Annotated in this window: 26 protein-coding genes and 4 tRNA genes; 6 read left to right on the top strand and 24 right to left on the bottom strand. The window is 37.2% G+C overall.

What is annotated here, in order from left to right:
* The 3 genes from pilV to ispH all read right to left on the bottom strand — a co-directional run bounded on the left by pilV (position 1) and on the right by ispH (position 2,071).
* The gene (gene pilV / locus M2R48_RS01610) at positions 1–498 is read right to left on the bottom strand and encodes a type IV pilus modification protein PilV (protein ID WP_262084880.1); all 498 of its coding nucleotides are present in this window, start codon (positions 496–498) and stop codon (positions 1–3) included.
* Positions 492–980 (bottom strand): prepilin-type N-terminal cleavage/methylation domain-containing protein, encoded by a 489-nt coding sequence (locus M2R48_RS01605; protein WP_262084879.1) that lies wholly within the window; start codon positions 978–980, stop codon positions 492–494. Before M2R48_RS01605 ends, pilV begins: the two co-directional genes overlap by 7 nt.
* Positions 981–1,120: 140 nt before the next feature.
* Positions 1,121–2,071 (bottom strand): 4-hydroxy-3-methylbut-2-enyl diphosphate reductase, encoded by a 951-nt coding sequence (ispH, locus tag M2R48_RS01600; RefSeq protein WP_096732771.1) that lies wholly within the window; start codon positions 2,069–2,071, stop codon positions 1,121–1,123.
* A 134-nt stretch (positions 2,072–2,205) separates the two neighbouring features.
* On the opposite strand from ispH, the gene gmk reads away from it, so the two are divergent.
* The 6 genes from gmk (at position 2,206) to bfr (ending at position 7,195) form a co-directional block, all read left to right on the top strand.
* The gene (gene gmk, locus M2R48_RS01595; RefSeq protein WP_034617459.1) at positions 2,206–2,826 is read left to right on the top strand and encodes a guanylate kinase; all 621 of its coding nucleotides are present in this window, start codon (positions 2,206–2,208) and stop codon (positions 2,824–2,826) included.
* A gap of 121 nt (positions 2,827–2,947) precedes the next feature.
* Positions 2,948–3,229: a DNA-directed RNA polymerase subunit omega gene (gene rpoZ, locus M2R48_RS01590; protein WP_004718302.1), complete on the top strand. Its 282-nt coding sequence runs from the start codon at positions 2,948–2,950 to the stop codon at positions 3,227–3,229.
* Between the two features lie 212 nt (positions 3,230–3,441).
* Positions 3,442–5,553 carry a RelA/SpoT family protein gene (locus M2R48_RS01585; RefSeq protein ID WP_004718304.1) on the top strand — a complete coding sequence of 704 codons (2,112 nt, stop codon included), beginning with the start codon at positions 3,442–3,444 and terminating at the stop codon, positions 5,551–5,553.
* 93 nt (positions 5,554–5,646) lie between these two features.
* Positions 5,647–6,030 carry a RidA family protein gene (locus M2R48_RS01580; RefSeq protein ID WP_004718306.1) on the top strand — a complete coding sequence of 128 codons (384 nt, stop codon included), beginning with the start codon at positions 5,647–5,649 and terminating at the stop codon, positions 6,028–6,030.
* Between the two features lie 187 nt (positions 6,031–6,217).
* Positions 6,218–6,412 carry a bacterioferritin-associated ferredoxin gene (locus M2R48_RS01575; RefSeq protein WP_004718308.1) on the top strand — a complete coding sequence of 65 codons (195 nt, stop codon included), beginning with the start codon at positions 6,218–6,220 and terminating at the stop codon, positions 6,410–6,412.
* Between the two features lie 318 nt (positions 6,413–6,730).
* Positions 6,731–7,195: a bacterioferritin gene (gene bfr, locus M2R48_RS01570; RefSeq protein WP_262084878.1), complete on the top strand. Its 465-nt coding sequence runs from the start codon at positions 6,731–6,733 to the stop codon at positions 7,193–7,195.
* A gap of 512 nt (positions 7,196–7,707) precedes the next feature.
* Here bfr and M2R48_RS01565 read toward each other — a convergent pair.
* The 21 genes from M2R48_RS01565 to tpiA all read right to left on the bottom strand — a co-directional run bounded on the left by M2R48_RS01565 (position 7,708) and on the right by tpiA (position 25,894).
* Entirely contained in the window at positions 7,708–9,357 is a 1,650-nt protein-coding gene (locus tag M2R48_RS01565; protein WP_262084877.1) for an O-antigen ligase family protein, read from the bottom strand.
* Positions 9,358–9,417: 60 nt separating this feature from the next.
* Positions 9,418–10,155, bottom strand: coding sequence for a TfpX/TfpZ family type IV pilin accessory protein (tfpZ, locus tag M2R48_RS01560; protein WP_262084876.1), 738 nt, complete (start codon positions 10,153–10,155; stop codon positions 9,418–9,420).
* Positions 10,156–10,204: 49 nt separating this feature from the next.
* On the bottom strand, positions 10,205–10,633 hold the full coding sequence (locus tag M2R48_RS01555) for a pilin (protein ID WP_262084875.1): 429 nt from the start codon (positions 10,631–10,633) through the stop codon (positions 10,205–10,207).
* Positions 10,634–10,820: 187 nt separating this feature from the next.
* The gene (locus M2R48_RS01550; protein ID WP_262084874.1) at positions 10,821–12,329 is read right to left on the bottom strand and encodes a spermidine synthase; all 1,509 of its coding nucleotides are present in this window, start codon (positions 12,327–12,329) and stop codon (positions 10,821–10,823) included.
* Positions 12,319–12,933, bottom strand: a complete 615-nt coding sequence (locus M2R48_RS01545) for a fused MFS/spermidine synthase (RefSeq protein WP_262084873.1) — start codon at positions 12,931–12,933, stop codon at positions 12,319–12,321. The genes M2R48_RS01550 and M2R48_RS01545 overlap by 11 nt, the downstream gene beginning before the upstream one ends.
* Complete coding sequence (locus M2R48_RS01540; protein ID WP_262084872.1) at positions 12,930–14,585, bottom strand: phosphoethanolamine transferase; 1,656 nt, start codon at positions 14,583–14,585, stop codon at positions 12,930–12,932. Before M2R48_RS01540 ends, M2R48_RS01545 begins: the two co-directional genes overlap by 4 nt.
* Before the next feature lie 144 nt (positions 14,586–14,729).
* Complete coding sequence (locus M2R48_RS01535; RefSeq protein WP_262084871.1) at positions 14,730–15,215, bottom strand: pilin; 486 nt, start codon at positions 15,213–15,215, stop codon at positions 14,730–14,732.
* Between the two features lie 201 nt (positions 15,216–15,416).
* Entirely contained in the window at positions 15,417–15,983 is a 567-nt protein-coding gene (locus M2R48_RS01530) for a TPM domain-containing protein (RefSeq protein WP_262084870.1), read from the bottom strand.
* Positions 15,977–17,095 carry a TPM domain-containing protein gene (locus M2R48_RS01525; RefSeq protein WP_262084869.1) on the bottom strand — a complete coding sequence of 373 codons (1,119 nt, stop codon included), beginning with the start codon at positions 17,093–17,095 and terminating at the stop codon, positions 15,977–15,979. The genes M2R48_RS01530 and M2R48_RS01525 overlap by 7 nt, the downstream gene beginning before the upstream one ends.
* Positions 17,096–17,176: 81 nt before the next feature.
* The gene (locus M2R48_RS01520; protein ID WP_004718326.1) at positions 17,177–17,767 is read right to left on the bottom strand and encodes a LemA family protein; all 591 of its coding nucleotides are present in this window, start codon (positions 17,765–17,767) and stop codon (positions 17,177–17,179) included.
* A 100-nt stretch (positions 17,768–17,867) separates the two neighbouring features.
* Positions 17,868–18,692, bottom strand: coding sequence for a tetratricopeptide repeat protein (locus M2R48_RS01515; protein WP_262084868.1), 825 nt, complete (start codon positions 18,690–18,692; stop codon positions 17,868–17,870).
* Positions 18,693–18,798: 106 nt separating this feature from the next.
* Positions 18,799–19,194 (bottom strand): ribosome-binding factor A, encoded by a 396-nt coding sequence (locus M2R48_RS01510; RefSeq protein WP_004718330.1) that lies wholly within the window; start codon positions 19,192–19,194, stop codon positions 18,799–18,801.
* Positions 19,194–21,902, bottom strand: coding sequence for a translation initiation factor IF-2 (gene infB, locus M2R48_RS01505; protein ID WP_004718332.1), 2,709 nt, complete (start codon positions 21,900–21,902; stop codon positions 19,194–19,196). Before infB ends, M2R48_RS01510 begins: the two co-directional genes overlap by 1 nt.
* Before the next feature lie 10 nt (positions 21,903–21,912).
* The gene (nusA, locus tag M2R48_RS01500) at positions 21,913–23,397 is read right to left on the bottom strand and encodes a transcription termination factor NusA (RefSeq protein ID WP_004718337.1); all 1,485 of its coding nucleotides are present in this window, start codon (positions 23,395–23,397) and stop codon (positions 21,913–21,915) included.
* 34 nt (positions 23,398–23,431) lie between these two features.
* Positions 23,432–23,956 (bottom strand): ribosome maturation factor RimP, encoded by a 525-nt coding sequence (gene rimP, locus M2R48_RS01495; protein WP_004818614.1) that lies wholly within the window; start codon positions 23,954–23,956, stop codon positions 23,432–23,434.
* A gap of 202 nt (positions 23,957–24,158) precedes the next feature.
* A tRNA-Met gene (locus tag M2R48_RS01490) sits at positions 24,159–24,235 on the bottom strand.
* A 100-nt stretch (positions 24,236–24,335) separates the two neighbouring features.
* A tRNA-Met gene (locus tag M2R48_RS01485) sits at positions 24,336–24,412 on the bottom strand.
* Between the two features lie 76 nt (positions 24,413–24,488).
* A tRNA-Met gene (locus M2R48_RS01480) sits at positions 24,489–24,565 on the bottom strand.
* A gap of 45 nt (positions 24,566–24,610) precedes the next feature.
* Positions 24,611–24,695 (bottom strand) — tRNA-Leu (locus tag M2R48_RS01475).
* 53 nt (positions 24,696–24,748) lie between these two features.
* A complete protein-coding gene (gene secG / locus M2R48_RS01470) occupies positions 24,749–25,090 on the bottom strand; it encodes a preprotein translocase subunit SecG (protein ID WP_034613616.1) in 342 nt (113 codons plus the stop codon).
* Positions 25,091–25,099: 9 nt separating this feature from the next.
* Entirely contained in the window at positions 25,100–25,894 is a 795-nt protein-coding gene (gene tpiA / locus M2R48_RS01465; protein WP_262084867.1) for a triose-phosphate isomerase, read from the bottom strand.
* Positions 25,895–26,178: the final 284 nt, after the last annotated feature.

Genomic DNA, 26,178 nt, shown 5'->3' with positions numbered 1-26,178 from the left:
TTAATAGGTCTCCATAATTATACAGGTAGAATTCGGGTTATAGGCATTGCCATTTGTACAATCCCCCGAATTACTACCATCTGTTGCACTGGAATCACCCCACGCCACATAAATACAACTTCTATTATTGGTATTTTGACAATTCATAATATTCATCGTCATACCAAATACCGCAGCTCTCGTGGTAATTTGAGAAACATCAAAATCGGCCAAATCGGTATCTGAACAACTTGTTGTTAGGCAATTAGTTTTGTAGGTTTTCTGATTAGCAGCCGTGCTTAATTCAGTTTTATAAACAGAAAAAGCATTACGATTTACCCGTATACGTTCAGCTAAGTCTCTTGCAATAGTGACCGCTTGTACACGATAAGTACTTTCAGATGTTGCTTCCAAGGCTCTATATTGCAAAGCAATAAAGCCTAAAACACCGATTGCTAAAATTAATAAAGCAACCAATATCTCCATCATGCCAATACCTTTTTGATATTTCATTAGCATGCCCCTTCTATAATTGGCTGAATGGTTCCCATTCTAGAAACTGTTATCTTTTTTGCATTTTTGTCATTATTAATATAAGTATTGCATACAGTAAAAACTGTATCTGCTGTTGCAGGAATCATAAGCGTTGCATCATTTGGATCTGTTACGAAAACACCACCTGAGATACCAAAGAAAATAGAATCGACTGAGCCTGTCTTTAATATGGATTTCCCAGAAGGAGACCAGTTAAGCTTCTTCACTGTATCCACCACTTGATCAGCTGTCGAAGTGGTTGCAAGTTTCACTTCAATCACTCTACGCTCAAGAACAGCGACAGATCTTGCTTTATTTAAAGTTAGAATTAACTCTTGCGTACTTTTATTCAAATTCTGTCGCTGAAACATATCTCCAAAAGAAGGTGCTGCCATCATTGCAATAACCGCCAAAACAGCAATCGTCACCATCAATTCAATTAAGGTGAATCCTCGATTTTTTTGCATTGCGCCCCCATTGCAACAAAATGCTACCCTATTAAAAATCATAACTTAAATACTTACAAAACCAATACAAGTTGGATAAAAGGCATAAAAAAGCAGATAACTGAAATCTCAGCTATCTGCTTAAAAAATAAAGTTTAAATTTAAGCTTGCGTTACATGAATCCGTAGCTCTTTTGGCAGGCTAAATGTGATGTTTTCCTCACGACCATTTAATTCTTGTGGTGCTGTTGCACCCCAGTCCTGTAAGCGTTGAATCACTTGCTTAATTAAAATCTCAGGTGCAGATGCCCCTGCTGTAACGCCGATCTTATGATTGACGTTAAACCACTCCTGCTTTAACTCATCTGCGTTGTCGATCAGATAAGCATGTTTCCCCATCCGTTCAGCCAACTCACGTAACCGATTCGAATTCGATGAGTTTGGAGAGCCAACCACCAACACCACATCACATTGTGTTGCTAAATCACGTACAGCATCTTGGCGGTTTTGCGTGGCGTAACAAATATCATCTTTACGAGGCCCTTGAATTTGAGGGAATTTATTTCGTAAAGCATCAATTACTTTGGCCGTATCATCTATAGATAAAGTTGTTTGGGTCACAAATGCTATTTTTTCAGGATGATGTACTGTTAATGAAGCGACATCTTCTTCATCTTCAACCAGATAAATTTCACCGCCATTCTTTTTGTCATACTGCCCCATAGTCCCTTCAACCTCAGGGTGACCCTCATGACCAATCAAAATTGCTTCGGTTCCTTCACGTGCATATTTCGTGACCTCAATATGTACTTTGGTGACCAATGGGCAGGTTGCATCAAATACTTTTAAACCACGACGTTCTGCTTCTTGTTGAACAGCCTTTGATACGCCATGTGCACTAAAAATAACAATATTATCGTCAGGCACTTCATCTAATTCATCCACAAAAATCGCACCGCGCTGACGTAAATCGTCAACCACAAATTTGTTATGAACCACTTCATGACGGACATAAATAGGTGGATTAAAACATTCAAGCGCACGATTGACGATGGCAATTGCACGATCTACACCTGCACAAAATCCACGCGGATTAGCCAATACAATTTCCATAAAACCCTCAATGCTCACTTCAATGGTTGGATATATTTTATCGATTAAACACAAACAATGTGTAAAAACAGTTTTGTTTGTCTTCGCTCTACTCTAAAATAGAGAAGATATTTTATCATATCAGGAAAAATATCATGTCGGGTCTATTGTTTGTCGTTTCTGCGGCATCAGGAACAGGCAAAACATCTCTCGTTAAAGCGCTACTTGAGCGTGTGAGCAATTTACACGTTTCTGTTTCACATACGACTCGTGGTCAGCGACCTGGCGAACTCGACGGTGTTCATTATCATTTTACCTCTAAAGAAAACTTTCTCGATCAAGTCAATCAAGGTGGTTTTATTGAGTATGCAGAAGTTTTTGGTAATTATTATGGTACTGCGCAAGCAACTGTAAAAGACCAATTGGCGAAAGGCCATGATGTGCTACTTGAGATCGATTGGCAAGGTGCTGAGCAAGTTCGTAAACTTTTTCCTGAATCTAAACAAATTTTCATTCTTCCTCCAACGCAGTTTGACTTACGTCAACGTCTCTCAAATCGTGGCACTGACTCTGTTGAAGTCATTGAACATCGTTTAAGTTGTGCTGTAGAAGACATGCAACAATATGTCAACTTTGAATACATCATCATCAATGATGATTTCAATAAAGCATTGCATGATTTGGAATCTGTTATTAATGCCAATCGCTTAAAAATAGATCAACAGGCAAATCGTCATCAGGCTTTAATTACCAAACTGATTACACCACAATCTTAGATCTAAATACTTATGATCTAAATGCTTTCTAAATAAGCTTCGATTAAAACTTGAGTCTATGATGAAAGCATTTTATACTGCACAGTCTATTTAAAAAATTTGTATTCAAACGAGAATTCTTATGGCACGCGTAACCGTTGAAGATTGTTTAGACCATGTAGACAACCGCTTTGAGCTTGTACTAGTGGCAAGCAAACGCGCGCGTCAATTGGCACGTCAAGGCATTGAACCGACTGTTGAGTGGGACAATGATAAGCCGACTGTTGTTGCATTACGTGAAATTGCGATTGGTCATGTGACTAAAGATATCTTGAAGCAACGTGATCAAGATTACCAAACGTCTAGTCTTGACCTTGCTTTATCAGCAAACAATCTTAATCTTGAAGGTTTTTCTTTCCAATAGGCAAAGCCTCTATAAAAAGCCTAGTTTTTCAACTAGGCTTTTTTATTTCAATTATTTTGCAAAAAGTTTTGCCAATCAATCGACAAAATTCAAAATATTTGTTAAAAAAAATAGATATATTTGATGTCTAGAAATTGACAAGCGGCTCAATATGCTTTTCATTAAAGCATTAGGAAAAATATTTCAAATTTGTAATTTAAGATAGGTGTTCTATGCCAGGCCAACAGGTCAGCCAATCCAAGCAACAGTTGAATGTAATTATCGACGCGTACTTAAAACCAAGTGATGTCGAGCGAGTACTTGTGGCTTGTGATTATGCTGATATTGCGCATGATGGTATTACACGTAAAAGTGGTGAACCCTATATTTTACACCCGATTGCGGTGAGTTGTATCTTGGCACATATGCGTATGGATGCCGAAACGCTCATGGCAGCCTTATTACACGATGTGATTGAAGATACAGATTTTACCAAAGAAGATATCACTGAAAAATTTGGTAAAACCGTGGCTGAATTGGTCGATGGGGTCACTAAACTCAGTCATTCCAGCGATAAAGAATATAATAAAGCTGCGTCTTTCCGTAAAATTCTTCAAGCCACTTTACAAGACCCGCGTGTCATTATTATCAAACTCGCCGATCGTTATCATAATATGACGACTCTAGGTGCTTTACGGCCCGATAAACGTGCACGTATCGCACAAGAAACTTTTGATATCTTTGTTCCTATGGCACGGCTTGTCGGTATGAACGAGATGGCAGATAACTTAGAACATCTGTGCTATCAAAATCTAGATCTCGATATGTACAATGATGTACAAGAAAATTTACTCAAAACCAAACCAGAGCGCTGTAAATATCAATCGGTTTGGGAACAAAATTTAGCTGAGTTGCTCAATAATTATAATATTCAAGGGCGTATCAAAAAGAAAAACAACAATATCGAACTCTTACGCCACTTTGTAAAAAATGAAATCGACTTACAAGAGCTCACCCATAGCCATGCTTTTGAAATCGTTTTACAAAGCATTGCGGATTGTGACCGTTTGGTCGATGCCTTACGTGAAAATTTTCAAGTCATCGATTATGAAGACCATATCCGTCGCCCATTACCAGGCGGAAATCAGTCTTTAATGATCAAACTCAAAGGTGAACGTACCACGTTGTCCTTAACCATTCAAACCGAGTTGATGCGTAAAGCTGCACGCTTTGGTGTGGTCCTCGGTGAAAATGCGCCACAAGCTTGTCGTTCTGCGATCCAAGCATCGATGAAGAATTTAGATCTTCTTGTCGGTGGTGAATGTGCAAAAACCACATTTAGCGATCTACTTGATTATTTACATCAAGAAAAGATCTGGGTCTACACCCCACATGGACAGCTACATGAATTACCACAAGGCGCCACAGCAGTAGATTTTGCGTATTCAGCGAGTTTATTTTTAGGCAACCATGCGGTGGGTGCCAAAATTAATGGTGAAATTAAACCGCTTTCAACCCCTTTGGTCAGTGGTCAGGTGGTTGAAGTCATTACCGATGTATTGGCAACGCCAAACCCAGACTGGTTAAGCTTTATTAATACCCAAAAAGCGCGTCGTGCGATTCAAAATATCTTGCGAGATCAAGATCCTGATGAACAACGCCTAGTGGGGCAACAAGCGCTCAATCGTGCTTTAAAACTGTTTAATCGCTCGACCAAAGACTTATCCGAAGCGGATTGGAAAGATCTATTAGAGTGGCGTCATGTGCCCGATAAAGACACTTTATTTGAACAAATTGCAGTGGGAGACCTACTACCACAACTGGTCGCTAACCATTTATTTGCCCAATCTAAAGCCACTGAAGAACATGCTTCAAATCGCCTCATCCAAGGTACAGATGGTGTCGATGTAAAATATGCACACTGTTGTAACCCAGTCTTGGGAGATCCTATTCAAGGACATTTATCCCGTCGTGGCTTAATTGTGCATCGTGCCCGCTGTCATAACTTATTACATGAACAACATTTACATCCTGAAAATATCATGTCCTTACAATGGACATCGGAAGAAGAAGACGATGTAAACTTTAATGCTTATTTGAGTATTGATCTTATTTTAACCGATGAACAAATTTCAGAATTGATTTACTTATGTCGTAAAGCAAAAACTGGGGTTGAATCAGTACGCTCTCATGAAGATAAAACCTATGTGAATATCGTGGTGAATAATCGTAAACAAATTGCGCAAATCATTCGTGAATTACGTATGCAATTTGGTTTCCCTCGAATTAGTCGAATGTCTATGCCAGTTTCAATTAATGAGACGCTAAAAGCAAAAGCGTGCTAAATTAAGACCTGTAATGTTTATCGATAATCTTCGATGCACTTTGCATGCCATTCATGCTTTATGATGAAATGATTTGAAATCAAGGAGAAATCAATGTCCCGCCAAGTGATCCATACTGAAAATGCCCCTGCTGCAATTGGTACTTATTCACAAGCCATTTTAGTAGACAACACATTATATCTTTCAGGGCAAATTGGCTTAGATCCATATAGCATGGAATTGGTTGAAGGCATTGAAGCACAAATTCGACGTGTTTTTGATAATTTAAAAGCAGTCTGTGAAGCTGCAGGCGGTTCTTTAGCAGATATTGCAAAGCTCAATATTTTTCTTACCGATTTATCCAATTTTCAATTGGTCAACCAGATCATGGGTGAATACTTTGCTCAACCTTATCCTGCACGTGCAGCATTAGGTGTTGCCTCTTTACCTAAAAATGCATTGGTTGAAATGGATGGTATTGTGATTATTCCTCAATAATAGCAGCCCAAACTAATTGTTTGATTTTAAATAATTTAAAAAATAAAATAAAATACTACCGATCAGGTGGTATTTTTTTATTCAAAAAGCCAATAAAGATTAATGAGATTTCAAATGAATTTCATTGACAAATGATAACAATTATCAATAATATTAGATATCGCATTTAACCTTAGGGTTGAGTTTCATGTACGTTTGTTTATGTCGTGGTATTACAGATCAAGATATCAAAGATGCAATGGCAAATGGTGCAGAGAGCTACCGTGAAGTACGTGAATTATTAGACTTAGGCACGTGCTGTGGTCGCTGTGCCCCTGAAGCAAAAAGCATTATCAATGAAGAGCTATCGCTGATTGCAGCACGTATTTCTGTTGCCGCGTAGTTTTGATTTAGAAATTCAAACATAAAAATAAGTTCAGATTTATAACGACAATAAATAAGTTTTTCAATGATCCCCAGATCATTCTCCTCCCCCGCTTCGACTCAAAGCGGGTTCGTTTTTTTCAATCAATCTCTTTTAGCCAAAACGACATCCCTATTGTTTTTGATTGCGATTTTCATTTGCCGTTCCATAAACTACTCGTAACCCTGCAAAAAGTTGATTAATATAGAGCCATATCAAATTACCTTAATTATTAAATTTCAATGACTCAGTTTAAATTCACGTTAAGGTAAAAAATTAGAATGGAGTTTTAACCATATGCAAGGCAATCGAGACGTAATTAATCAGCTCAATCAAGTGCTTTATCATCATTTGACTGCGATTAACCAATACTTTTTACACTCGCGTATGTTTAATGATTGGGGAATCGAGAAACTTGGTTCGGCTGAATACAAAGAATCTATTCGCCAAATGAAGCACGCGGATAAGATCATTGAACGTATTCTTTTCTTGGAAGGTCTACCGAATCTTCAACATTTAGGCAAGCTATACATTGGTCAACATACAGTTGAAGTTTTAAACTGTGATGTACGTAAAGTAAAAGAAAATATTGATGCATTAAAAACAGCTGTTGCACTCGCTGAAAGCAACTTAGATTATGTGACTCGTGATCTTGTTCAAGAAATTCTTGAGAAAGAAGAAGAGTTTTGGGATTGGACAACCACCCAATTGGATCTAAGTGAAAGTGTCGGTATCGAAAATTATATTCAAATCCAACTATAATTTTTAAATATCATTAAAAAAATCCCCCAATTGATTGGGGGATTTTTTATTGCATTTCAAAATGTAGCGATGAAAAATGTAAAGTCATCAAAATTCACTTTTGTGAAATAGTACAGTCAAACCACCTAATTACTCATAAAAGTGATTTCTATCAAGTCATTGATCGTCAATTAAGATTATGTTTTTTAATAACTTTTATAAACTGTTAGTATCAATTCATTTTTGTACTTTTGAATCATAGATAGTTGTTCTATCGTGTGGCGACATGGATGTCGCCGTTGGGCGGGGGTATAGGATGTACCCCTCGCCCAATAGAAGATTTTTGTCATCTTGTCATCTCTGAAAAGTGAGGCATCGCCTACGCAAAGGTATTTAAACTTTGAATGTAAGATGCGGCATTGCAAGATTTTTACAATCAAACAATTTATTCCCCCAGACAATTGATTTAATTAAAAATATTAATTAAGAGAAATTATACTCGCATGTCTGAATTTTTTGACAGGTTGATTATATTATTTCCCTTCAGCAGATACAGGTAATAGATCCTGATATGATTTCTCTTGCCCATGTAGTGTCTTCAGAATCCATAACTGATGTTCAGCTTCAACTTTTTTACCATTAAAAGCCAAAACCTGTGCATATTTCTGAATATCATAGGCTGATGCTAAGTTCGCCACCATACGTCCCATATATTGCAACTGCTGATCCGACATTTTGCTATATGGATTAAAGCCAATCCACCATACACGTTCTTTAAATTGCGTTAGCAACAAAATATCCTGATTCATCACTGCTTGCTGTGAAGCACTTAATGCTGTTTTCTTATTTACAAATACACTTTGTTGACGGTATAAAATATAGTCTCGATAAATCACTCCCACCAAGACCAAACCAATCACAATAATACTTACTGTAACCGAAGACTTTAAGTTCACTGTAGGCAAACGAGGATACTGAGCTTGTATGATCCCCAATAAGAAACCTAAAGGGAGCAAGAAATATGCATAATGAATTGGATATTCCAATAGAGCATGAATCAAAATGGCACAGACCATTAATCCTGCTGCAATTGAAACCGTATCTTTAATGCCTTTATTTAACCAATACAACCAACATGCCATATAAACAATAATCAATCCACCAACTGGGATACCATTCCAAATCAGTAAATCCAAAATCACGTTATGTGCCGTTTTATACCATTCATGTGATGGATATAAATCAAAAGCGGCGATTTGCGCCATTCCTGTTTGATTCCAACCGTACCCAAACCACGGCTTTTCTGAAATCGCGACTAGGGCTTGATTCCACATATCTAAACGGAGATAACCTGATGTTGCTCGCTCGACCACTGAATCTGCTTGTGCTACATCTTGAGTTGATACAGATGCAATCCATTGATTAAACACTGGCAAGCATGTAATCAACGCAATAAATACACCACACCATGCGAGCAATTTTACAAAACCAAAGCGTTTAGTTTGACCGAATTGCTTGATCGTCAAATAAATCAATGTAAACAAACACACCACCCAAGCTGTACGAGATTGGGTCAATGCAATGGTCAATAGAAAAATAAAAGTTGAGGGTCCGAGTATGTAATTTGGCAGTATCTTCTTTTCATAAAAGTATAAACATGCAAATACCCCCATACACATAAACGTCGCCAGATTATTCGGCTGGGCAAAGTTTGCATAGGGACGATTTCCATTTAGCAGATTGACCAATGGTCTAAAATATTCGTTTACGCCTAACCACTGGGTCATTGCAATAAAACTTGAAAGTATCGCACCCGTAAAAACCACAAGGCTAAATACTTTAAAGACTTGTTCTCTTTGTCCCTTTTCACCTACTGCCAAGTTATAACCAACAATTAGCATCAACCAAAACATCGCAATATAGGCGGTACAAAGCAATGCATTGCTTAAATACAAAATCTCGCCAAAGCCCCATTGTATCAATGGAATTGCTAATACAGGCAATATAAGCACTTGCGGTTTTGGAATTTTTAAATCTTTATTTAGAAAAGCACTGAGTAGCACCAAAGCCGATAGAAAAGTAAGTGCTTCACTACCAAAGGTTGTCCATGGCATTTTATGAATAGGTAAAAGCCACGCAAGTAAAAGCAATACGGCAGAAAGAAGATAAGGAATGACTTTCATAGGAAAAGTGAACAGAAAAACTGAGCCTATTATAAGCTCAGTTTTAAAAAATCTAAGTATTTATTTCCAAGGTCTTAAATCGACAATTTTAACAACCTCACCTTTTTCTTTATTGATCAGCACAACCATATCAACAGCCGTTGTTTTTAGTGGAAGCCATGCATTTACTGTCGGATATTGATGTAGAATCTTTTCCACATCGTCTTTAGAATTATAATTTTCTAAAACATCAATTTTTTCAGAGTTTTGCTGTAAATCAAATTTAGCATGACTCAATTGTGTATAACGCTCAGGATGCATTGTCGGCTCTACACCATGACTAAAGTCGTCAAATAATCTTTTATTTTGAGCGGCCACAGTCTTTTCTTTTTCCAATGCAACAATTTGAGGTTTTAACCAACTCGCTTTTTGGTACGCTGGTTGAGCTTGCTCAATTTTTCCTGTTTCGATCTCATTATTTCTAACCAGATCAAAACGACCTGCATTGTCATATACAATCCATGCAGGTCGCCCTTGAGCAATATTAAAAAGCCCATAGCTTAGTGCTGCAACTTGGATAACAATGATGATTGTTAAGTCCATTTTTAAGGTTTTTTTACCCTCTTTATAGACAAACAATGTCAAAAATGGCCCAATAATCACATCAATTGCAATCAGCATTAGAAATATTTGAGTCACACCCACTGCTTTGGCAAGCGGTGCTGGATACCACACAAAAAATACGATAGCGATAAAAAGTAGCGCAATCGCGATAGAAATGGCTAAATGACCTAAAAAGAACGTTATACGTTTTGACATTTTTATATGCGACCAAAATTATGCAACTGAATTTTAGTATTCTAAAAACCTAAATACAATCAACTGGTTTAAATTTATTCGGAATTCCAACAGAGGTGCTACAGCTCCAAACTCCACTTTTATCTCTATTAAAGAATACAGACTTGCCTTTTATAACAGAAGCAACCTGAGTTAATTTACATTCTAATGCTGGATTCGCTACACCTTCTACAGGGGCTGAAACAGCATAAGTGCAAAATTGTGAAGATGTTGAAAAAAACATATTTGCTACAGTAAAAGCAGTACTATTTGAAGCAGACCCATCATTCATAATTAGCTCATATTGTGGTCTTGCACCATTTAACTCCGCAACTGCACTGGTAAGTTGAGACTTCACAACAAAACTTTGGTATTGCAGTAATGCAATTGCTGCCAGAATACCTATAATTGCCACAACAATGGTCAATTCAATAAGAGTAAAACCTGTAACTTTCTTCATAATAAAAGCTCACTTTTTTTTATTATATTTTCTTATCAATTAAAAAAAATTTTTTTTTACCTATGTAAATAAAATTGTTAATATGTGACAATAATTTTACTTGTAAGCATTTTTTGGTAATCTCCCATTTTTAATCATTAACCTTAAATGAAAAATGCGAGCTATTGCATTTAAGATAAATTTATAATTACAGACCTTTACCATACTTATATTCAGTAATCATATTATCATCCGTAATAATTTCAGGTTCATGATTAGAGAATTCAGAAAAAATAATATCTTCATAAGAAATAAGAGGTGTACTTAAAATAATATTTGCTGCAATAGAACATTCTTCACGAGTACTAAATATAGGAGTTTGATTAGAGTACCTAACCAATTTACATAAACTTTCTTGAATACGATCCTTTTTTTCTAATTTAATCGGCCTCATTGAGCTCAATAGCATAAACTTATATTTATAAACATAAGGATAAGTCTTCGATGCAGTAAAGTAAGCATCAGCTGATTGAGTCGTATTATAAAATAAAATACTATCTTGATGCATAACGTTTTTCAGAATACTCAAAAAATCCTTGCTAAGTAAGTTTGAAGCATAAGCACGCCAGTGCCATGTTGTATTAATAAGAATAATATCATATTTATTATTATTGTTCTTTTTAACCCATTTTCTTCCATCGTCAAAAATAATTTCAATTCTCTTGTCTTTTAATATGTCAGATACGATTGGGTCAGATTTAATAAGTTCAAGATATGCAGGGTTAATTTCGATAACAGTAATTTTTTTAATATTTGGCATCATGCTAAGAACTTTCACCCATGAACCTGTACTCAAACCAATAACTAAAATATTTTCAGCGTCAGGTTTAAGTATAGGTAATAGATAGGCTCGATCAATGCCATTTGAATTATGAAATATATTTGTATTTAATTTTCCATCATATACATTTGCACCAAAAACAATTTTATCAACTTTATCTTTATATATTTGAATAAATCCATGTTTATTTTCTATGATCTGTACAGGATATTTATCTACTTGATAGCTGTTTCTTGATAACTCATAAAATATACGTTCAGGTAGCATCATCGTAAAAAATAATAGGAAACAGACAACAAAAACAGATATTTTTATTTTTTTTGAATTTAAACATATCATTGAAACTATTAAGCTTATAAAACAAATAAGTAAATATACTTGCTGCGTATTAATATAATCCAAAGCAATAAAACTAATGAGTAATGGAGCTAAAGCACTACCAAAAACATTAGAAAAATATACATTTGATATTTGTGATCCAGTTTTTTTATCTTGAGTACCAAGATGATGTACTAAAGGAAATATAACTCCTCGAGTTGTTGCACAAATTATGATAAAAAAACCTGAAATCAATATAAAAATGGAAGTTTTAGCTACTAGAAATGCCATTATTATTAAACAAATATCTACTATTGAAGCAATAAAAAATACATAACCAATAGTGACTGAATCAATTTTTTTATTTTTTCTACATATTTTTTTTCCAATACTTGCCCCTATTGCAATACCCACTAAAAATAAAGCCAAAGTATATGAAAATGCTTGCGGGACAGACATGCCTGCAAATGAAATAATACGCATCCATATAATTTCTAGTGAAAGGCTTAAAAAACCGCTAAAAAAAGAAACTAAATAAATAAGATAATTATTCTTCATTTTTTTTACCATATACCATAAATACTAGAAGTGAAATTGCCAAATTTAATGCCACTGCAATGTAAATAGCTTCCGAAATTGTAAGATAATTAAATAATATAAAACCTGCTACTAAAGCTCCAAATGCTGCGCCCAATGTATTATAAAAATATAACCTTCCTATAGAATCACCAATATTTTTAATATATTGATTAAAGAAACTTGTAAGTAGTGGTAAAGTCGCCCCCATTAAAAATGTCGGAAATAAAAGAAGTACAAAGCTTCCTAGTGCTGTAACTACTAAATTGGCATTGATGAGTATGTCTTGTAAAGTTTGTATGAATCCATAGCTAAATAGTCCAAAAAAACCGATGCCAAATTCAATTAAGCAGAAAATAATAAGCATTTTTTGCGGAAATTTATCTGCAATTCGACCACCAAAAAAAGCACCTATACCTAAACCTGCCATAAATACAGAAACAATCACTGTGATTGAGGTTAAATCAACTCCAAAGCCTGTGAATAATAAGCGTTGCCAACAAACTTGATAAATCAGGGCACTAAATCCAGAAATAAAAAAAATACCAGCAATATTAGAAAGCATTTTCTGATGTGTTTGATTCATTGAATTTCCTTGCATATGCCTATAGGCTGTATTTTATCAAAATCAACCCCACCGCTAACTAATCGCGGATAGTCTTTGAAATCTTTTAATATGCTTTTACCCAATGAATCATTAAGTATTTTTATATTTGCGGCATCTATTAATGTTGGGAAAATGGATGTTTGGTTAATTTTACGTTGTTTATTTCTATTTAGCCAACTTAACTTCTCAGGGTTTTTTTGATTATATAAATCAGAATACCATGCAAATGCAGCGATTTCATAATTGTAAGTAGTTTTATTGCCATGACCACTTTTATCACAATCATTGTCAAATAAATCCTCTCCATGATCTGATGAGTAAAACAAAAAAGATTCAGTATTTTTTTTAAATTTAAGAGTTTCGATAATCTGATTTACGACATAATCTGTATACAAAATTGAGTTATCATAACTATTTATTAATTGAGTTTTATTTTTTTTATCTTGTAAACTATAATGATCAATATCATTCAATGATGGTCTAAAAACATCAAAGTCTTTAGTATAGCGATGACTATAGTTATAATGGCTTCCTAATGTATGAATAACAATGAATTTTTTATCCCCCCTAGATTCTAATGCTTTTTTTAGTTCTGGAAGTATTACTTCATCAGTCTCTCCTTTATTTGTATAACTTGTTTTATTTAAGAAAAGCATATGATCTGCTTCTTTGGCATATACAGATGTACTCGTATCAAATGCACCAAATTTTTGTTGTGTAGAAATCCAGTAGGTTAAAAACCCTGCTTCTTTAAATGCTGAAATAATTGATTTTTCTGGAAAAATAAATTGATAAACTTGTTCTGCTGGCTTCCTTGTAAGGATCATTGGTATTGAAGTGCGAGTTTCTGCAGAAATAGATAAAAAATTAGAAAAATTTACAAGATTCGATTGCCTACTTAAAAGGGGTGTTGTATTTCGAGAATAACCATTCATTTTCCAATTATTAGCTCTACTTGTTTCACCGATAACCAGTACAATAATTTTCTTATTTTCATTGTCATTTACAGCATGAAACTTAAATTTTATATTTTTTTGAAAAGCTTGATTAATTTTTTCTTGTTCACTATACCAATTTTTCAGTATAGGTATAATTCCTATTGGATAAGTATTTTTAACCTGATTAATAAATTGATTACTCTCGCTCACTAAAAAACCATTTTGATCTTTTTCAAAATTCCCATCAATTTTATTAGCAATGTTTTCATTCAAAAAATACATTACTAAAAAATATATTGTTCCAATTATTAAAACTACATATCTACTTCTACTACTCCAAATTAATGGTTTTTTATAATCCATCCATGTAAAAAAAATACTAAGAAAAAACCAAAACGTATATAATAAAATATAAAATATAAAATGATCACCTAAAAAGCTTTCAGCTTCTCGATAGTTTGTTTCATAAATTATACTCCAAACTTGTTCTGATGGAAAATTGCCATAAAAAAATATATAAAATAAATAAAAAGGAAGTAACAACAACAGTAGAGTAAAAATAAAAGAGTATTTTGTGGTTTTAATAATAGAGTAAAAGTATATTACAATAAAAAAGCTAAGTAGAAGTGAACTTAAATCACCATCTTTTAAATAAAGAAAAATATTTGGCAATAATATTATAAGTAAAATCATTTTCAATTACAGCAATTATATTTTAGATTTTTGAAAACCAATCTCTTTTTTGAACTATACCCAAGTAAAGGATAAAGAAAAACCACAATACATGTGCATTGTGGTTTTCTTAAAATTTTACTCAGCTTAATCTATCTATATGAATTAAGAAGAAGCTTGACAACCAGCTGGGCGATATTTCGCTTCCGTAGTTGTAGAACAAGCCCATGTACCATCTACTGCACGAGTCCATGTCAATGTATTCGAACCTGCTTTTTTTACGTCAGCAGCTGCAGAGTTACCAAATGTAGCAAGAATTATTGCAGCACCAGTTGCTGGAGTAATGGTTACTTGTGGCACGCCAGTACCAGTAGCAACAGCTGTTGAACCGTCTTGTTTATCACCAGTTAAAAGATTAGAACCTGTTGCATCTAATTGACATTCAGTTGCAGCGGCTCCAAGTGTCGTTTTACCATTTAATAAACAATTATCTACAGCTGTTTTGATTGCACCAGCTTCACTCATTACACGTGCAACTTGTGAACGAGCAATATAGTTTTGATACTGTGGAATCGCAATCGCAGCAAGAATACCGATAATCGCAACAACGATCATTAATTCAATCAGGGTAAAACCTTTTTGAGCATTCATAACATTTCTCCAATGTTTTAAAAATTTTTATAGCTTTATAGAGCAATTTATGTGGCTGTTTTTTTTGTGGAAAAAATCAACAACCAATCGAGACTCTTTGATTTTAGAGAGAATGTAACGCTTTACAAGTTTTTTTTTGCCGCTTATATTTTTACGTAATTATACGTAAAAAAGTGACATTTATTGTCACCAGAAACCAGACTAATTCACAATGATTGGATTATTTGTTAACTCATTAACATTGGCAACCTGAGCATATTGGTTACCATAAAATAAATTTAAAATTTGACCAATCTCTAAGACACCATTAGTGACCGCAGTTCGATAATTTTTGTTTTTTAACTCTGAAATCATCACATCGCAAATCTGTTGCCATATTTGTTGCGTTGTTGCTTGATAAATACCACGATCTATCACAATTTCGACTGTTTTTTCACATAAGTTTAAATACAGCAAAACACCGCTATTATATTCGGTATCCCACACGCCCAATTCAGCAAATAATTGTTGTGCTCTAAGACGAGTATTTTGGTGATACGCCTGATGACTTGGAATATGTCCCTCAATCACCACTTGTATTTCGCCGACATGACCTTCTTCAGCTTGCTTTACAGTTTTTGCAATGGCGTGTTGATCTTGCTTTGAAAAATAGCGTTTCGACGCAGGCATATATAAAACGTGTTTTAACCAACGTTTTAAGCTGGGTTGTACCTGTTCTTGTAACTTCGGTTCAGTTACAATTGCTGTTGTATCTGTTTTTGTTACCATGAGCCTGATGCTCCTCCACCGCCGAAACCACCACCGCCACCACTATAGCCCCCTCCACCACCGAAACCGCCCCCTCCACTACTTCCACCACGCCCACCACCAGATAGAAACATTTGGAAAATGAGTTGTGCCAATGATGTAATCAACAAGAAGAATATACCAAAACCCAAAACCAGACTCATCACAATCCCTGAGCCATAAATAAGACCTGCAGCGGTCGCTGTCACACCCGCAACTGCTGCACTTAAACGATTACCGACAATAAATGATGCAAAGATACCTATCACCAAAATCACCATTGCAGTGGTTAAGGTTCGATCCTTGGCCTCTTGTTCTTGCAGTGCTTGGGTTTGCCGCGCTTTTAGCTCATCTGCGGCTTGTTTGGCAATTTCAGGGTCAAGATTTAAAATACGCTCAATCTCATTGACACCTGCCTGTAAGCCCTGAGCATATTGCCCTTGTTTAAAATCGGGTGTAATTTGATTGCGTATAATTCGACTGACCATAATGTCAGGAAGTACACCTTCTAAACCATAGCCTGTTGCAATATGGATTTTTTGATCATTAACTGCGACTGCAATCAATAAACCATTGTCTTGTTTTGCTGAACCTAACTTCCATTGCTCAGCAACACGCATTGCGAAATCAAAAATATCTTCTTGCCCCGTGGTTGGGACAATAATAATGCCAATTTGCGCCTTGCCTTGGCGATATATATCACGAATTTGTTGTTCTAAATTTTGCTTTTCAGCTGCAGATAAAACTTTAGCTTGATCAACGACAGGCTGATTCAGTGTGGGAATATTTCGAGTAGTTTCACCCTCTGCCATATCATTGGCGACTGGGGGTACGTTTTGTACGGGACTTTGAGGGGCTTGTTGTGTAGTTGGCGTTTGTTTTTGAGTATCTAATGGTTTTGAACCAATCACATTGGGTAAATTGGCATTGGGTACCACTTTGCCCAAAACAATCGCATCTTGTGCCTCTTGCTCATCTGTGGCTGTCGCAGTTTCAGCCCAGACACTTGATTGAACAGAAAGCATCAGTCCTAGAAATACAAATAATATTGTACTCATGTTTTTCATTACTGATTTTTCTCGCCATTCAATCATAGGTCACCTTTTATTTAATAATGAATATTCTTAGCCTATCTTTTCAGCATGCTTTAAAGACAGTGAAATGAAATCACATCATTAATTAAAATTAACTGTTGGCGCTTTAGATGCACCCGCTTCTGCACTAAAGTTTGGTTTGGCTTTCATACCAATCACTTTAGCAGTCATTGCTTGAGGGAATTGACGTACATAAGTGTTGTAATCTTGGACAGATTCTACATAACGTGTACGTGCAGTACTGATACGGTTTTCCGTACCTTCTAGTTGAACCTGTAGATCACGGAATTGTTCATTGGCTTTTAAATCTGGATAATTTTCTGTCACTGCTAAAAGACGAGATAATGCACCCGTCATTTGTGATTGTGCTTCTTGGTATTTTTTAAACAATTCAGGATCGTTCAATACTTCTTTATCTACTTTTAAACCTGCAACATTGGCACGCGCCTCAGTCACTTCAGTTAAAACTTTTTCTTCATGCGTTGCATAACCTTTGACGACATTGACCAGGTTAGGCACTAAATCTGCTCGACGTTGATATTGGTTTTCAACTTCTGACCATGCCGCATTTACTGACTCATCTTTGGCTTGCAAAGTGTTATAGCCACAACCTGAAAAAGCCAAAGTACTTGCCAATGTAAGTGCAACTAAACCTTTTTTCATTGAATTCATTGCCAATTCCTCAGAGATATTTATTTGTATTTGTTGATATCTCTGCATTCTATACAGTTTAAGGCAAAGTTTTGTTTAATTTCTGCTACCTAGCCAATGATCATACAATTAAATTTTTAAATGTTTGATAGATATTGACAAAAAATGCCTTAAAGCGAAACCATTTAGAATGTTGAAAATAATCTAAACGTGTCTCAATTAATTTCGGGTTGAGATAGCCGATATCTTGAGCGCGCCGATAAAGCAAATCTACTGTTTTATCCGCCAAGTTATAATTCAGCATTTCAATATTGGCCATATTAAATATAATTTGCGCAGTGATTGGATCACGATCTACAAACCTTAACCGTTGATCCATTTGAATTTGGCTATCAAATAAGATTCTATTTAAATCATAATGTTGTTTTTGAAATTGTACAGTTTTAACCTTTGCCTTTGGTTCGGCTGCTTGACCAAAATCCAACCCTAAAACATCGTGATGTTGAATCCATGTAGAATCTTTTTGTTGTTGGATTTTCGCATCTAAAATTTTAACATGAATCCATTCACTGCCCTGATGAAGATTTGGATCACGTTGCATACCCTGTTCAATCCAATATTTTGCTTTTTCAGACTGCCCAGCCAGTTCATATGCTGTCCCTAAGTTCGCAGCGGTTTTAGCAAGATTTGGATGGGATTTTTCAATGTGTTTAAATATTTGAATCGCTTGATCGTATTGATGTGCATAAATCAGCAAAACACCATAATCATTTAAATCCTCAACAGATTTAGTTTTAGGTAAATGACCTTGCGCCAGTTGCTTTTGAGCAGTTTTTTGATCTAATCCGCCATAACCCAACTCAAAAGCATAAGTATTGATACAGGCATGGGCTGTAACAGAGATCACGGACAGCCCAATCACAGGGATATAAAGTTTTAGCTTCATCTTGTTATTCTCATTTTGATTATTTAAAAAATTTTAACTAAGGATTTAAGCATATTTTAAATGCATAAAAAAGCCACCCTAAGGTGGCTTCTTATTTCAATTACTTTTATTCTTCATCTTTTTGCTCAGGTAAATCTTTCACAGCTTCTGCGATTAGACCAAACATATAGTTACCATAGGCATTGGTTTTATCATAATGAAAGCGCAAACGCGGAGTTACACGAGTTTTAATACGACGACCTAATTCGTGGCGTAAAAAACCAGATGCTTTATTTAAAACATCTAACGTTTCTTTATTTGCCGCTTCACTTTGCTCATCGCCAAGTTCACGCCCCATCACGGTAACGTAAACTTCCGCATAACCTAGATCTGGACTAACTTTCACTGCAGAGATGGTCACCAGACCACCTAAGCGTGGATCTTTCAGCTCTTGGCGAATCAGTTCTGACAACTCACGTTGCACTGTATCTGCCATACGCTTAAGACGTTGACTACCCGCCATTAAAGACTCCGTTTAATCAACTGAACATCATACACTTCGATTTTATCAAGTGCTTTGATGTCTTTATAACCTTTTACTGCAAGACCACATTCCATACCAGCGCGAACTTCTTCAACCACTTCTTTATAGCGACGAAGAGATTCAAGCTCGCCTTGGAATACCACAACATCATCACGTAGTACACGGATTGGTTTATTACGATGTAATACACCTTCGAGTACCATACAACCCGCAGCAGCACCAAACTTACTTGAGTGGAATACTTCACGAACTTCTGCAACACCCAGAATTGTTTCACGGTGTTCAGGAGCAAGTTTTCCGCTCATTGCTGCTTTCACATCATCAATAAGTTGATAGATGATTGAGTAGTAACGAATGTCGATACCATCTGCATCTGCTTTTTGACGTGCGGTATTGTCTGCACGCACGTTAAAGCCAAGAAGTACCGCTTCTGAAGATTCAGCAAGCGTCACATCAGACTCAGTGATTGCACCCACGCCTGAACCAATGACACGTACTTTAACTTCGTCAGTTGCAAGATCAGCAAGTGCAACATGTAACGCTTCCAAGGTACCACGTACATCAGTTTTAAGAACAACATTTACAATTGGCACATCTTTTTTGCCCATTGATGCCATAATGTTCTCAAGACGCATTGCGCTTTGACGTTCAAGACGTTTTTGACGCTCACGATCCATACGCGCATCGGCAACTTCACGTGCTTTTTTCTCGTCATTAACAACAAGAACTTCATCACCCGCCATTGGCGCTTCTGGAAGACCTAAAATTTCAACTGGAATTGAAGGACCTGCAGATTGAATACGTTGACCATTCTCATCGGTCATCGCACGAACACGACCGTAAGATGCACCCGCAAGAACCAAGTCACCTACTTTCAGTGTACCGTTTTGAACAAGAATAGACGTTACCGCACCACGGCTATTGTCTACACGTGCTTCAATAACAACACCTTGAGCAGCACCTTCTTCAGACGCTTTCAACTCTAACATTTCAGCTTGAATTGAAATCAAATCTAGAAGTTCGTCGATACCTTGACCAGAATGTGCTGAAACCATTGCAACTGGTACATCACCACCCCATTGTTCAGGCACGATTTCTTTGGTTGTCAATTCATTCAATACGCGATCTGGATCAGCTGATTCTTTATCCATTTTATTGATTGCAACAATAATTGGAGTACCTGCAGCACGCGCATGGTCAATTGCTTCCGCAGTTTGTGGCATTACACCATCATCCGCTGCAACAACAAGTACCACGATATCAGTCGCTTTAGCACCACGTGAACGCATTGCAGTAAATGCAGCATGTCCAGGCGTATCAAGGAAAGTAATAATTCCTTTATCCGTTTTAACGTGATAAGCACCAATATGCTGTGTAATCCCGCCCGCTTCGCCTTGTGCAACTTTGGCACGACGAATACGATCAAGTAACGATGTCTTACCATGGTCAACGTGACCCATGATCGTTACAACTGGCGCACGTGTTGTTTGTGCACCACGCGCTTCTTCTGCTGCTTCAAGTAAGTTATCTTCAGCTTGTGTATCAGATACACGTACTGGGTTGTGACCCATTTCTTCAACAATCAATGCTGCAATTTCTTGCTCAATGGCTTGGTTCTGAGTAACAAGCTCACCCATTTTCATGAGTGATTTAATCACTTCACGAACTTTAACTGCCATTTTTGCTGCAAGATCTGCAACAACAATGGTTTCACCAATTTCAACGTCATAAACTTGCTTTTTGACTGGTTTTTCAAAACCATGTTTATTGGCTTGACTGGTTTTTAAACCACGTTTATGCGGGTTATGGCTGAAAGATTGCTCTTCCTGACCACGACGACCACCTTTTTTAGGAGAACGTGTATTTGCAGTATTGGTACCACGTTTGATTTCACGGTCTTCTTTTGCAAATGAATCTTCATATGCTTGACCAACCAAACCAGCAGCCAACGGTGAATCATCAACGACACGAATCGTTGTCGTTGTTTCATCAGAAGAATACTTAGACGCCATTTGACGCATTTGCTCAAGGGTACGTTGTTGAGCTTCTTCTGCTGACTTACGACGAGCTGCTTCTTCAGTCGCTTTCAGTTGTGCTGCTTGAGCTTCACGGGCACGTTTCTGCTCAGGGGTTTCAATGGTTTTTACGGTTGCTTTGGTAATCGGCTTATTGGTCGATTTACGCTTTACAACAACAGCTGCTTTTGGTGTTTCTTTCGCAGCAGTTTGCTGTTTTGCAGCAGCACGCATTTTTTCTAAATTCGCTTTCGCTGAACTTTCAGTTTTTTCAACTCCACTCACTACAGTATTTTGCTGTACTTTTTGAGTTGATGTCACTTGAGCATTTGCTTGAGCTTTCGCCAAAGCTTCTGCTTTGATTTGTTCAGGGTCTGGCTTAGTAAACGTATGTTTCTTACGAACTTCTACGTTAATTGTCTTCGCTTTACCTGAAGTACTCGCAACTTTAGCTGTACTTGTCGTTTTACGTTTCAACGTGATTTGTCCTGCTTGTCCCGTATCTTGACCATGCGCTTTTTTCAAATGGTTCACGAGAACATCTTGCTGTTCAGTAGAAATTTTATCTTCAGCCTGTTTTTGTGGCAATCCAGCTTCACGCACCTGATCAAGGAGCTTTGCAACAGGAAGTCCTACGCTGACCGCTAACTCTTGAATTGACTTATCCGTCATGTATTACCTCCTAGTTAAACCATGATTCACGTGCTTTCATAATCAATTGACCTGCTTTCTCAGCGCCTAAACCGTCGATATCAGAGATATCATCCGTTGCTTGGTCAGCTAAGTCATCGATTGTTACCACACCACGTGCTGCTAAAGCATGCGCAATTTCAGAAGTCATTCCTTCCATCGCAACAAGTTCTGGACTTGGGTCCTGAATATCTTCTTGTTGCTTTAACGCATCAGCTAAAGCTGCTTCTTTTGCACGACTTTGTAGCAATTCAACTGTATCTGCATCTAATTCGATTTCATCGAAAGTTTCCGCAGGTACATAAGCGATTTCCTCAAGTGAGGTAAAGCCCATTTCTACTAAAGCCATTGCAAGATCTTCTTCAATATCAAGACGTGTTACAAACATGTCTAAATACTGTTGAGCTTCATTTTGTTGACGAGCACGGTACTCATCTTCAAGCATCATATCTAATTTATAGCCCGTAAGCTCTGATGCTAAACGGACGTTTTGACCTTGTGAACCAATTGCTCGCGCAAGTTGATCGCTGGTTGCAAAAATAATGTCTGCTGTACGTGCATCTTCATCAATCACAATCCCAGATACATCCGCAGGCTCTAAAGCACTAGCGATATATTGAGCAGGATCATCAGACCACACCACAACATCGATACGTTCACCATTTAACTCAGACTGTACCGCTTGGATACGTGTACCACGCATACCAATACATGCACCGACTGGGTCAATACGATGATCGTTGGTTTTAACTGCAATTTTTGCACGTACACCCGGTTGACGCGCTGCTGCTTTAATTTCAATGATTTCTTCAGAAATTTCAGGAATTTCTTTTTTCATTAATGCAATCAGCATTTCAGGTTTAGCACGTGACAACAAGAGTTGCGCACCACGACCTTCACGGTTCACATTATAAAGAATTGCATTCATACGCTGTTTAGGGCGAAGAATTTCTTTAGGAATCATTTCTTCACGCGCTAAATACGCTTCTGCATTATCACCCAAGTCAATGATGAAGCCATCTTTGGTTTGTTTTTTCACTTCACCATAGATCAATTCACCGACTTTAGCTTCATAAGCATCCGCCACTAAAGCACGTTCAGCTTCGCGAATTTTTTGCACAATGACTTGTTTAGCAATCTGCGCTGCAATACGACCAAAATCAATTGATGGTACTTCTAACTCACGGATATCACCAATTGACCATTGAGCAGGATCAACATCAGAAATCGCATCTTGACATGCTGGCATTTCATGATCTTCATCAGCAACAACTTCCCATTGACGGAAAGTGCTGTAATCACCTGTTTTACGGTCAATTTCTACACGTAACTGAGCTTCTTCCGAATTCGTTCCTTCGTAGAATTTCTTTTTCGTCGCTGCAACTAAAGCCTGTTCAAGCGCTTCAAAAATTGCTTCACGACTTACACCTTTCTCATTACTAACCGTTTCAACGACGGTGAGAATTTCACGAGCCATAAGTCACCTATTTATTCAGATTTCTATTTCTGGATTAATCCTGAAAGATCAAATTCGCTTTGTCTATATTGTTGCTATCGATCTCAAGTACTTGCTGGTTTTCAACTTCGACTTGAATGAATTCATTTTCTAAATCTACAGCAATTAATTTTGCTTGGAATTTACGGCGATTTTCAACTGCAGCAATCAAACGCAATGCAACTTGTTGTCCGATGTATTTTTCTAACTGTGCCAACTGGAAGAATGGCCGATCCCAACCTGGTGATGATACTTCTAAAGCATATTCACCTGAAATTGGATCATGTACATCTAATATTGCACCGACTTGCTGAGTCACACGTACACAATCTTGTACGCCAATACCACGACCCAATTCTGCTTCACCATCTTCATTGATTGTTGGTTCAGCATTTTCCACAACGTCTTTGTCGATATAAATACGCAATAAAGAACGCTTACCTTGAGGAATAAATTCGATTCCCCAAAGTTCTACATCACAAGCTTGCACTGCAGGAGTGATTAAATCTTGAAGTGCTTGAGTTTTATTTGATAGCTTCATTTACTCTCGTCATATTTGTGCGATTCAATCGCTCATCGGACTAATTCAAACTTACTATAGTGAAGCATGTCTTTTTGACCAATTGATGTCCACACTACACGATAGCCAATAAAAAAGGGCGTAATCGCCCCTATTATCGCACAGTAAACCGAAGTTCACTATGCAAAAAAGACCCACCTATCTGTGAGCCCTTTTAGAAACTTGGTAGCGGGAGCTGGATTTGAACCAACGACCTTCGGGTTATGAGCCCGACGAGCTACCAGACTGCTCCATCCCGCATCAGCGTTGCAAAATTATACACAAGAAATTTATTTTTTTCAATCTATCATTAACTGATACATTGAATTTCTTGCTTGATTAAGTTGCACCTTAATCAAAATGGTAGCGGGAGCTGGATTTGAACCAACGACCTTCGGGTTATGAGCCCGACGAGCTACCAGACTGCTCCATCCCGCAACAACACTGCAAATTCACACATCAGCTAAATTTTTCAACTTAAATGACCTTTAATTAAGTTGCATCTTAATTAAATTGGTAGCGGGAGCTGGATTTGAACCAACGACCTTCGGGTTATGAGCCCGACGAGCTACCAGACTGCTCCATCCCGCATCAATGTTTTTTTCAGCTGCTAACACCAACAATCTGGTTCATTGTTGGTGCGGAAGGGGGGACTTGAACCCCCACGCCCGAAAGCACTACCACCTCAAGGTAGCGTGTCTACCAATTCCACCACCACCGCAGCTGTGACGCATTCTAGTCGCATCATTCAGAAAAAGAAAGAACTAAATGGCATTATTCGCCAGTTTTTGGTGCAGTTGGTGAAGTTTCACCCGTATTGGCTGGTGCAGCTGGTGCCGTTTGAGAGCTGGTCTGTACAGATTTTAAACCATACGCATCCGAAGTTTGTTTTTTAGCAAACACCGCCAAACTTAAACTGGTGATAAAAAACAAAGCCGTGAGAATCGCAGTTAAACGAGTTAAAAAGCTTGCAGAACCTGAAGCACCAAATACTGTTGCAGCACCACCGCCACCAAATGATGCACCTGCATCTGCACCCTTACCATGTTGAACGAGGATAAGCCCGATCATCAAAACGGCCAAGATGATATGTACAACCAGCACAAATGTATGCATGCTGAACTCCTATTCTTCTGTTTTAGCAAATGCTTGAGCAATTTTATAAAATGACTCAGCATTAAGTGATGCACCACCAACCAGCGCACCGTTGATATCTGGACAAGCAGCTAACTCTACTGCATTTTCAGGTTTGACACTACCGCCATACAAAATCGCTGTATGTTGAGCTTGGGCCGTAATTTGAGTTAAACCTTCGCGAATTTTTGCATGCATTGCCTGAGCATCTTGTGGAGAGGCTGTTTTACCTGTTCCAATTGCCCAAATTGGCTCATAGGCAATCACAATATTGTGCCATTGCTCTGCTTTTACAACTGCTGCGAGATCACAAATTTGTTGTAAGACCACTTGCTCTGCCTGCCCTGCTTCACGTTGTTCTAAGCTTTCACCTACACAATAAATCACTTGAAGCCCAGCATTTAAAGCATTTGATAATTTCGCTTTAATTTTTGCAACATCATCGCCAAAAATTTCTCGACGTTCTGAGTGCCCAATCAACACATAATCAATCTGACTGTCTTTGAGTAGTTCTGCACTCACTTCGCCGGTATAAGCGCCTGTGCCTGCCATTTGAGAAAGATCTTGTGCGACAACTTTGACTGGTGAATGTGCATCTTTAAATAATTTTTGCACAGACAGTAATGCAATAGAAATAGGCGCAACACCAATATGACATTGTTGTTCTGTAATCGGTGATTGTTGTAAATACTGATTTAAATCTTGAATGAGCTGTTGCGAATTCGCTTGCATTGGGTTCATTTTCCAATTGCCGACAACCCAAGGAGTAATAGTCGAACCCGACATACATCTAACCTTTTATCGAAAATGTGCACATTCTACACGGAATTTATATTTTTAAAGTATTTTTTCTTTATCAATTCAGTCATCTCATTTAAAGTTATACTTTAGGGGCTGTAGACATTTCATAAATGGCTTGCGTTGTAGGTTAAAATTGAGCAGGCAAGGCATGAAACGAAGAGAATAGCGAGACTATTTTCGAGTTTCATAACGTAGGCTGAGATAATTTTAGCCACAACCCTGAGCAAGAACAAAGCACTGCTTTGTTTGCAGCGCAAGGCGCAGCGGGG

The organism is Acinetobacter sp. I-MWF, assembly GCF_025433935.1.
Taxonomy (GTDB): Bacteria; Pseudomonadota; Gammaproteobacteria; order Pseudomonadales; family Moraxellaceae; genus Acinetobacter; species Acinetobacter guillouiae.
The sequence above is the reverse complement of the archived record's forward strand: the minus strand, read 5'-3'. Positions and strand labels throughout refer to the sequence as shown.

Bases quoted from the DNA above. Each gene is read 5' to 3' on its own strand.
- pilV (WP_262084880.1), bottom strand. From the start codon at position 498: ATGCTAATGAAATATCAAAAAGGTATTGGCATGATGGAGATATTGGTT.
- M2R48_RS01605 (WP_262084879.1), bottom strand. From the start codon at position 980: ATGCAAAAAAATCGAGGATTCACCTTAATTGAATTGATGGTGACGATT.
- ispH (WP_096732771.1), bottom strand. From the start codon at position 2,071: ATGGAAATTGTATTGGCTAATCCGCGTGGATTTTGTGCAGGTGTAGAT.
- gmk (WP_034617459.1), top strand. From the start codon at position 2,206: ATGTCGGGTCTATTGTTTGTCGTTTCTGCGGCATCAGGAACAGGCAAA.
- rpoZ (WP_004718302.1), top strand. From the start codon at position 2,948: ATGGCACGCGTAACCGTTGAAGATTGTTTAGACCATGTAGACAACCGC.
- M2R48_RS01585 (WP_004718304.1), top strand. From the start codon at position 3,442: ATGCCAGGCCAACAGGTCAGCCAATCCAAGCAACAGTTGAATGTAATT.
- M2R48_RS01580 (WP_004718306.1), top strand. From the start codon at position 5,647: ATGTCCCGCCAAGTGATCCATACTGAAAATGCCCCTGCTGCAATTGGT.
- M2R48_RS01575 (WP_004718308.1), top strand. From the start codon at position 6,218: ATGTACGTTTGTTTATGTCGTGGTATTACAGATCAAGATATCAAAGAT.
- bfr (WP_262084878.1), top strand. From the start codon at position 6,731: ATGCAAGGCAATCGAGACGTAATTAATCAGCTCAATCAAGTGCTTTAT.
- M2R48_RS01565 (WP_262084877.1), bottom strand. From the start codon at position 9,357: ATGAAAGTCATTCCTTATCTTCTTTCTGCCGTATTGCTTTTACTTGCG.
- tfpZ (WP_262084876.1), bottom strand. From the start codon at position 10,155: ATGTCAAAACGTATAACGTTCTTTTTAGGTCATTTAGCCATTTCTATC.
- M2R48_RS01555 (WP_262084875.1), bottom strand. From the start codon at position 10,633: ATGAAGAAAGTTACAGGTTTTACTCTTATTGAATTGACCATTGTTGTG.
- M2R48_RS01550 (WP_262084874.1), bottom strand. From the start codon at position 12,329: ATGAAGAATAATTATCTTATTTATTTAGTTTCTTTTTTTAGCGGTTTT.
- M2R48_RS01545 (WP_262084873.1), bottom strand. From the start codon at position 12,933: ATGAATCAAACACATCAGAAAATGCTTTCTAATATTGCTGGTATTTTT.
- M2R48_RS01540 (WP_262084872.1), bottom strand. From the start codon at position 14,585: ATGATTTTACTTATAATATTATTGCCAAATATTTTTCTTTATTTAAAA.
- M2R48_RS01535 (WP_262084871.1), bottom strand. From the start codon at position 15,215: ATGAATGCTCAAAAAGGTTTTACCCTGATTGAATTAATGATCGTTGTT.
- M2R48_RS01530 (WP_262084870.1), bottom strand. From the start codon at position 15,983: ATGGTAACAAAAACAGATACAACAGCAATTGTAACTGAACCGAAGTTA.
- M2R48_RS01525 (WP_262084869.1), bottom strand. From the start codon at position 17,095: ATGATTGAATGGCGAGAAAAATCAGTAATGAAAAACATGAGTACAATA.
- M2R48_RS01520 (WP_004718326.1), bottom strand. From the start codon at position 17,767: ATGAATTCAATGAAAAAAGGTTTAGTTGCACTTACATTGGCAAGTACT.
- M2R48_RS01515 (WP_262084868.1), bottom strand. From the start codon at position 18,692: ATGAAGCTAAAACTTTATATCCCTGTGATTGGGCTGTCCGTGATCTCT.
- M2R48_RS01510 (WP_004718330.1), bottom strand. From the start codon at position 19,194: ATGGCGGGTAGTCAACGTCTTAAGCGTATGGCAGATACAGTGCAACGT.
- infB (WP_004718332.1), bottom strand. From the start codon at position 21,902: ATGACGGATAAGTCAATTCAAGAGTTAGCGGTCAGCGTAGGACTTCCT.
- nusA (WP_004718337.1), bottom strand. From the start codon at position 23,397: ATGGCTCGTGAAATTCTCACCGTCGTTGAAACGGTTAGTAATGAGAAA.
- rimP (WP_004818614.1), bottom strand. From the start codon at position 23,956: ATGAAGCTATCAAATAAAACTCAAGCACTTCAAGATTTAATCACTCCT.
- secG (WP_034613616.1), bottom strand. From the start codon at position 25,090: ATGCATACATTTGTGCTGGTTGTACATATCATCTTGGCCGTTTTGATG.
- tpiA (WP_262084867.1), bottom strand. From the start codon at position 25,894: ATGTCGGGTTCGACTATTACTCCTTGGGTTGTCGGCAATTGGAAAATG.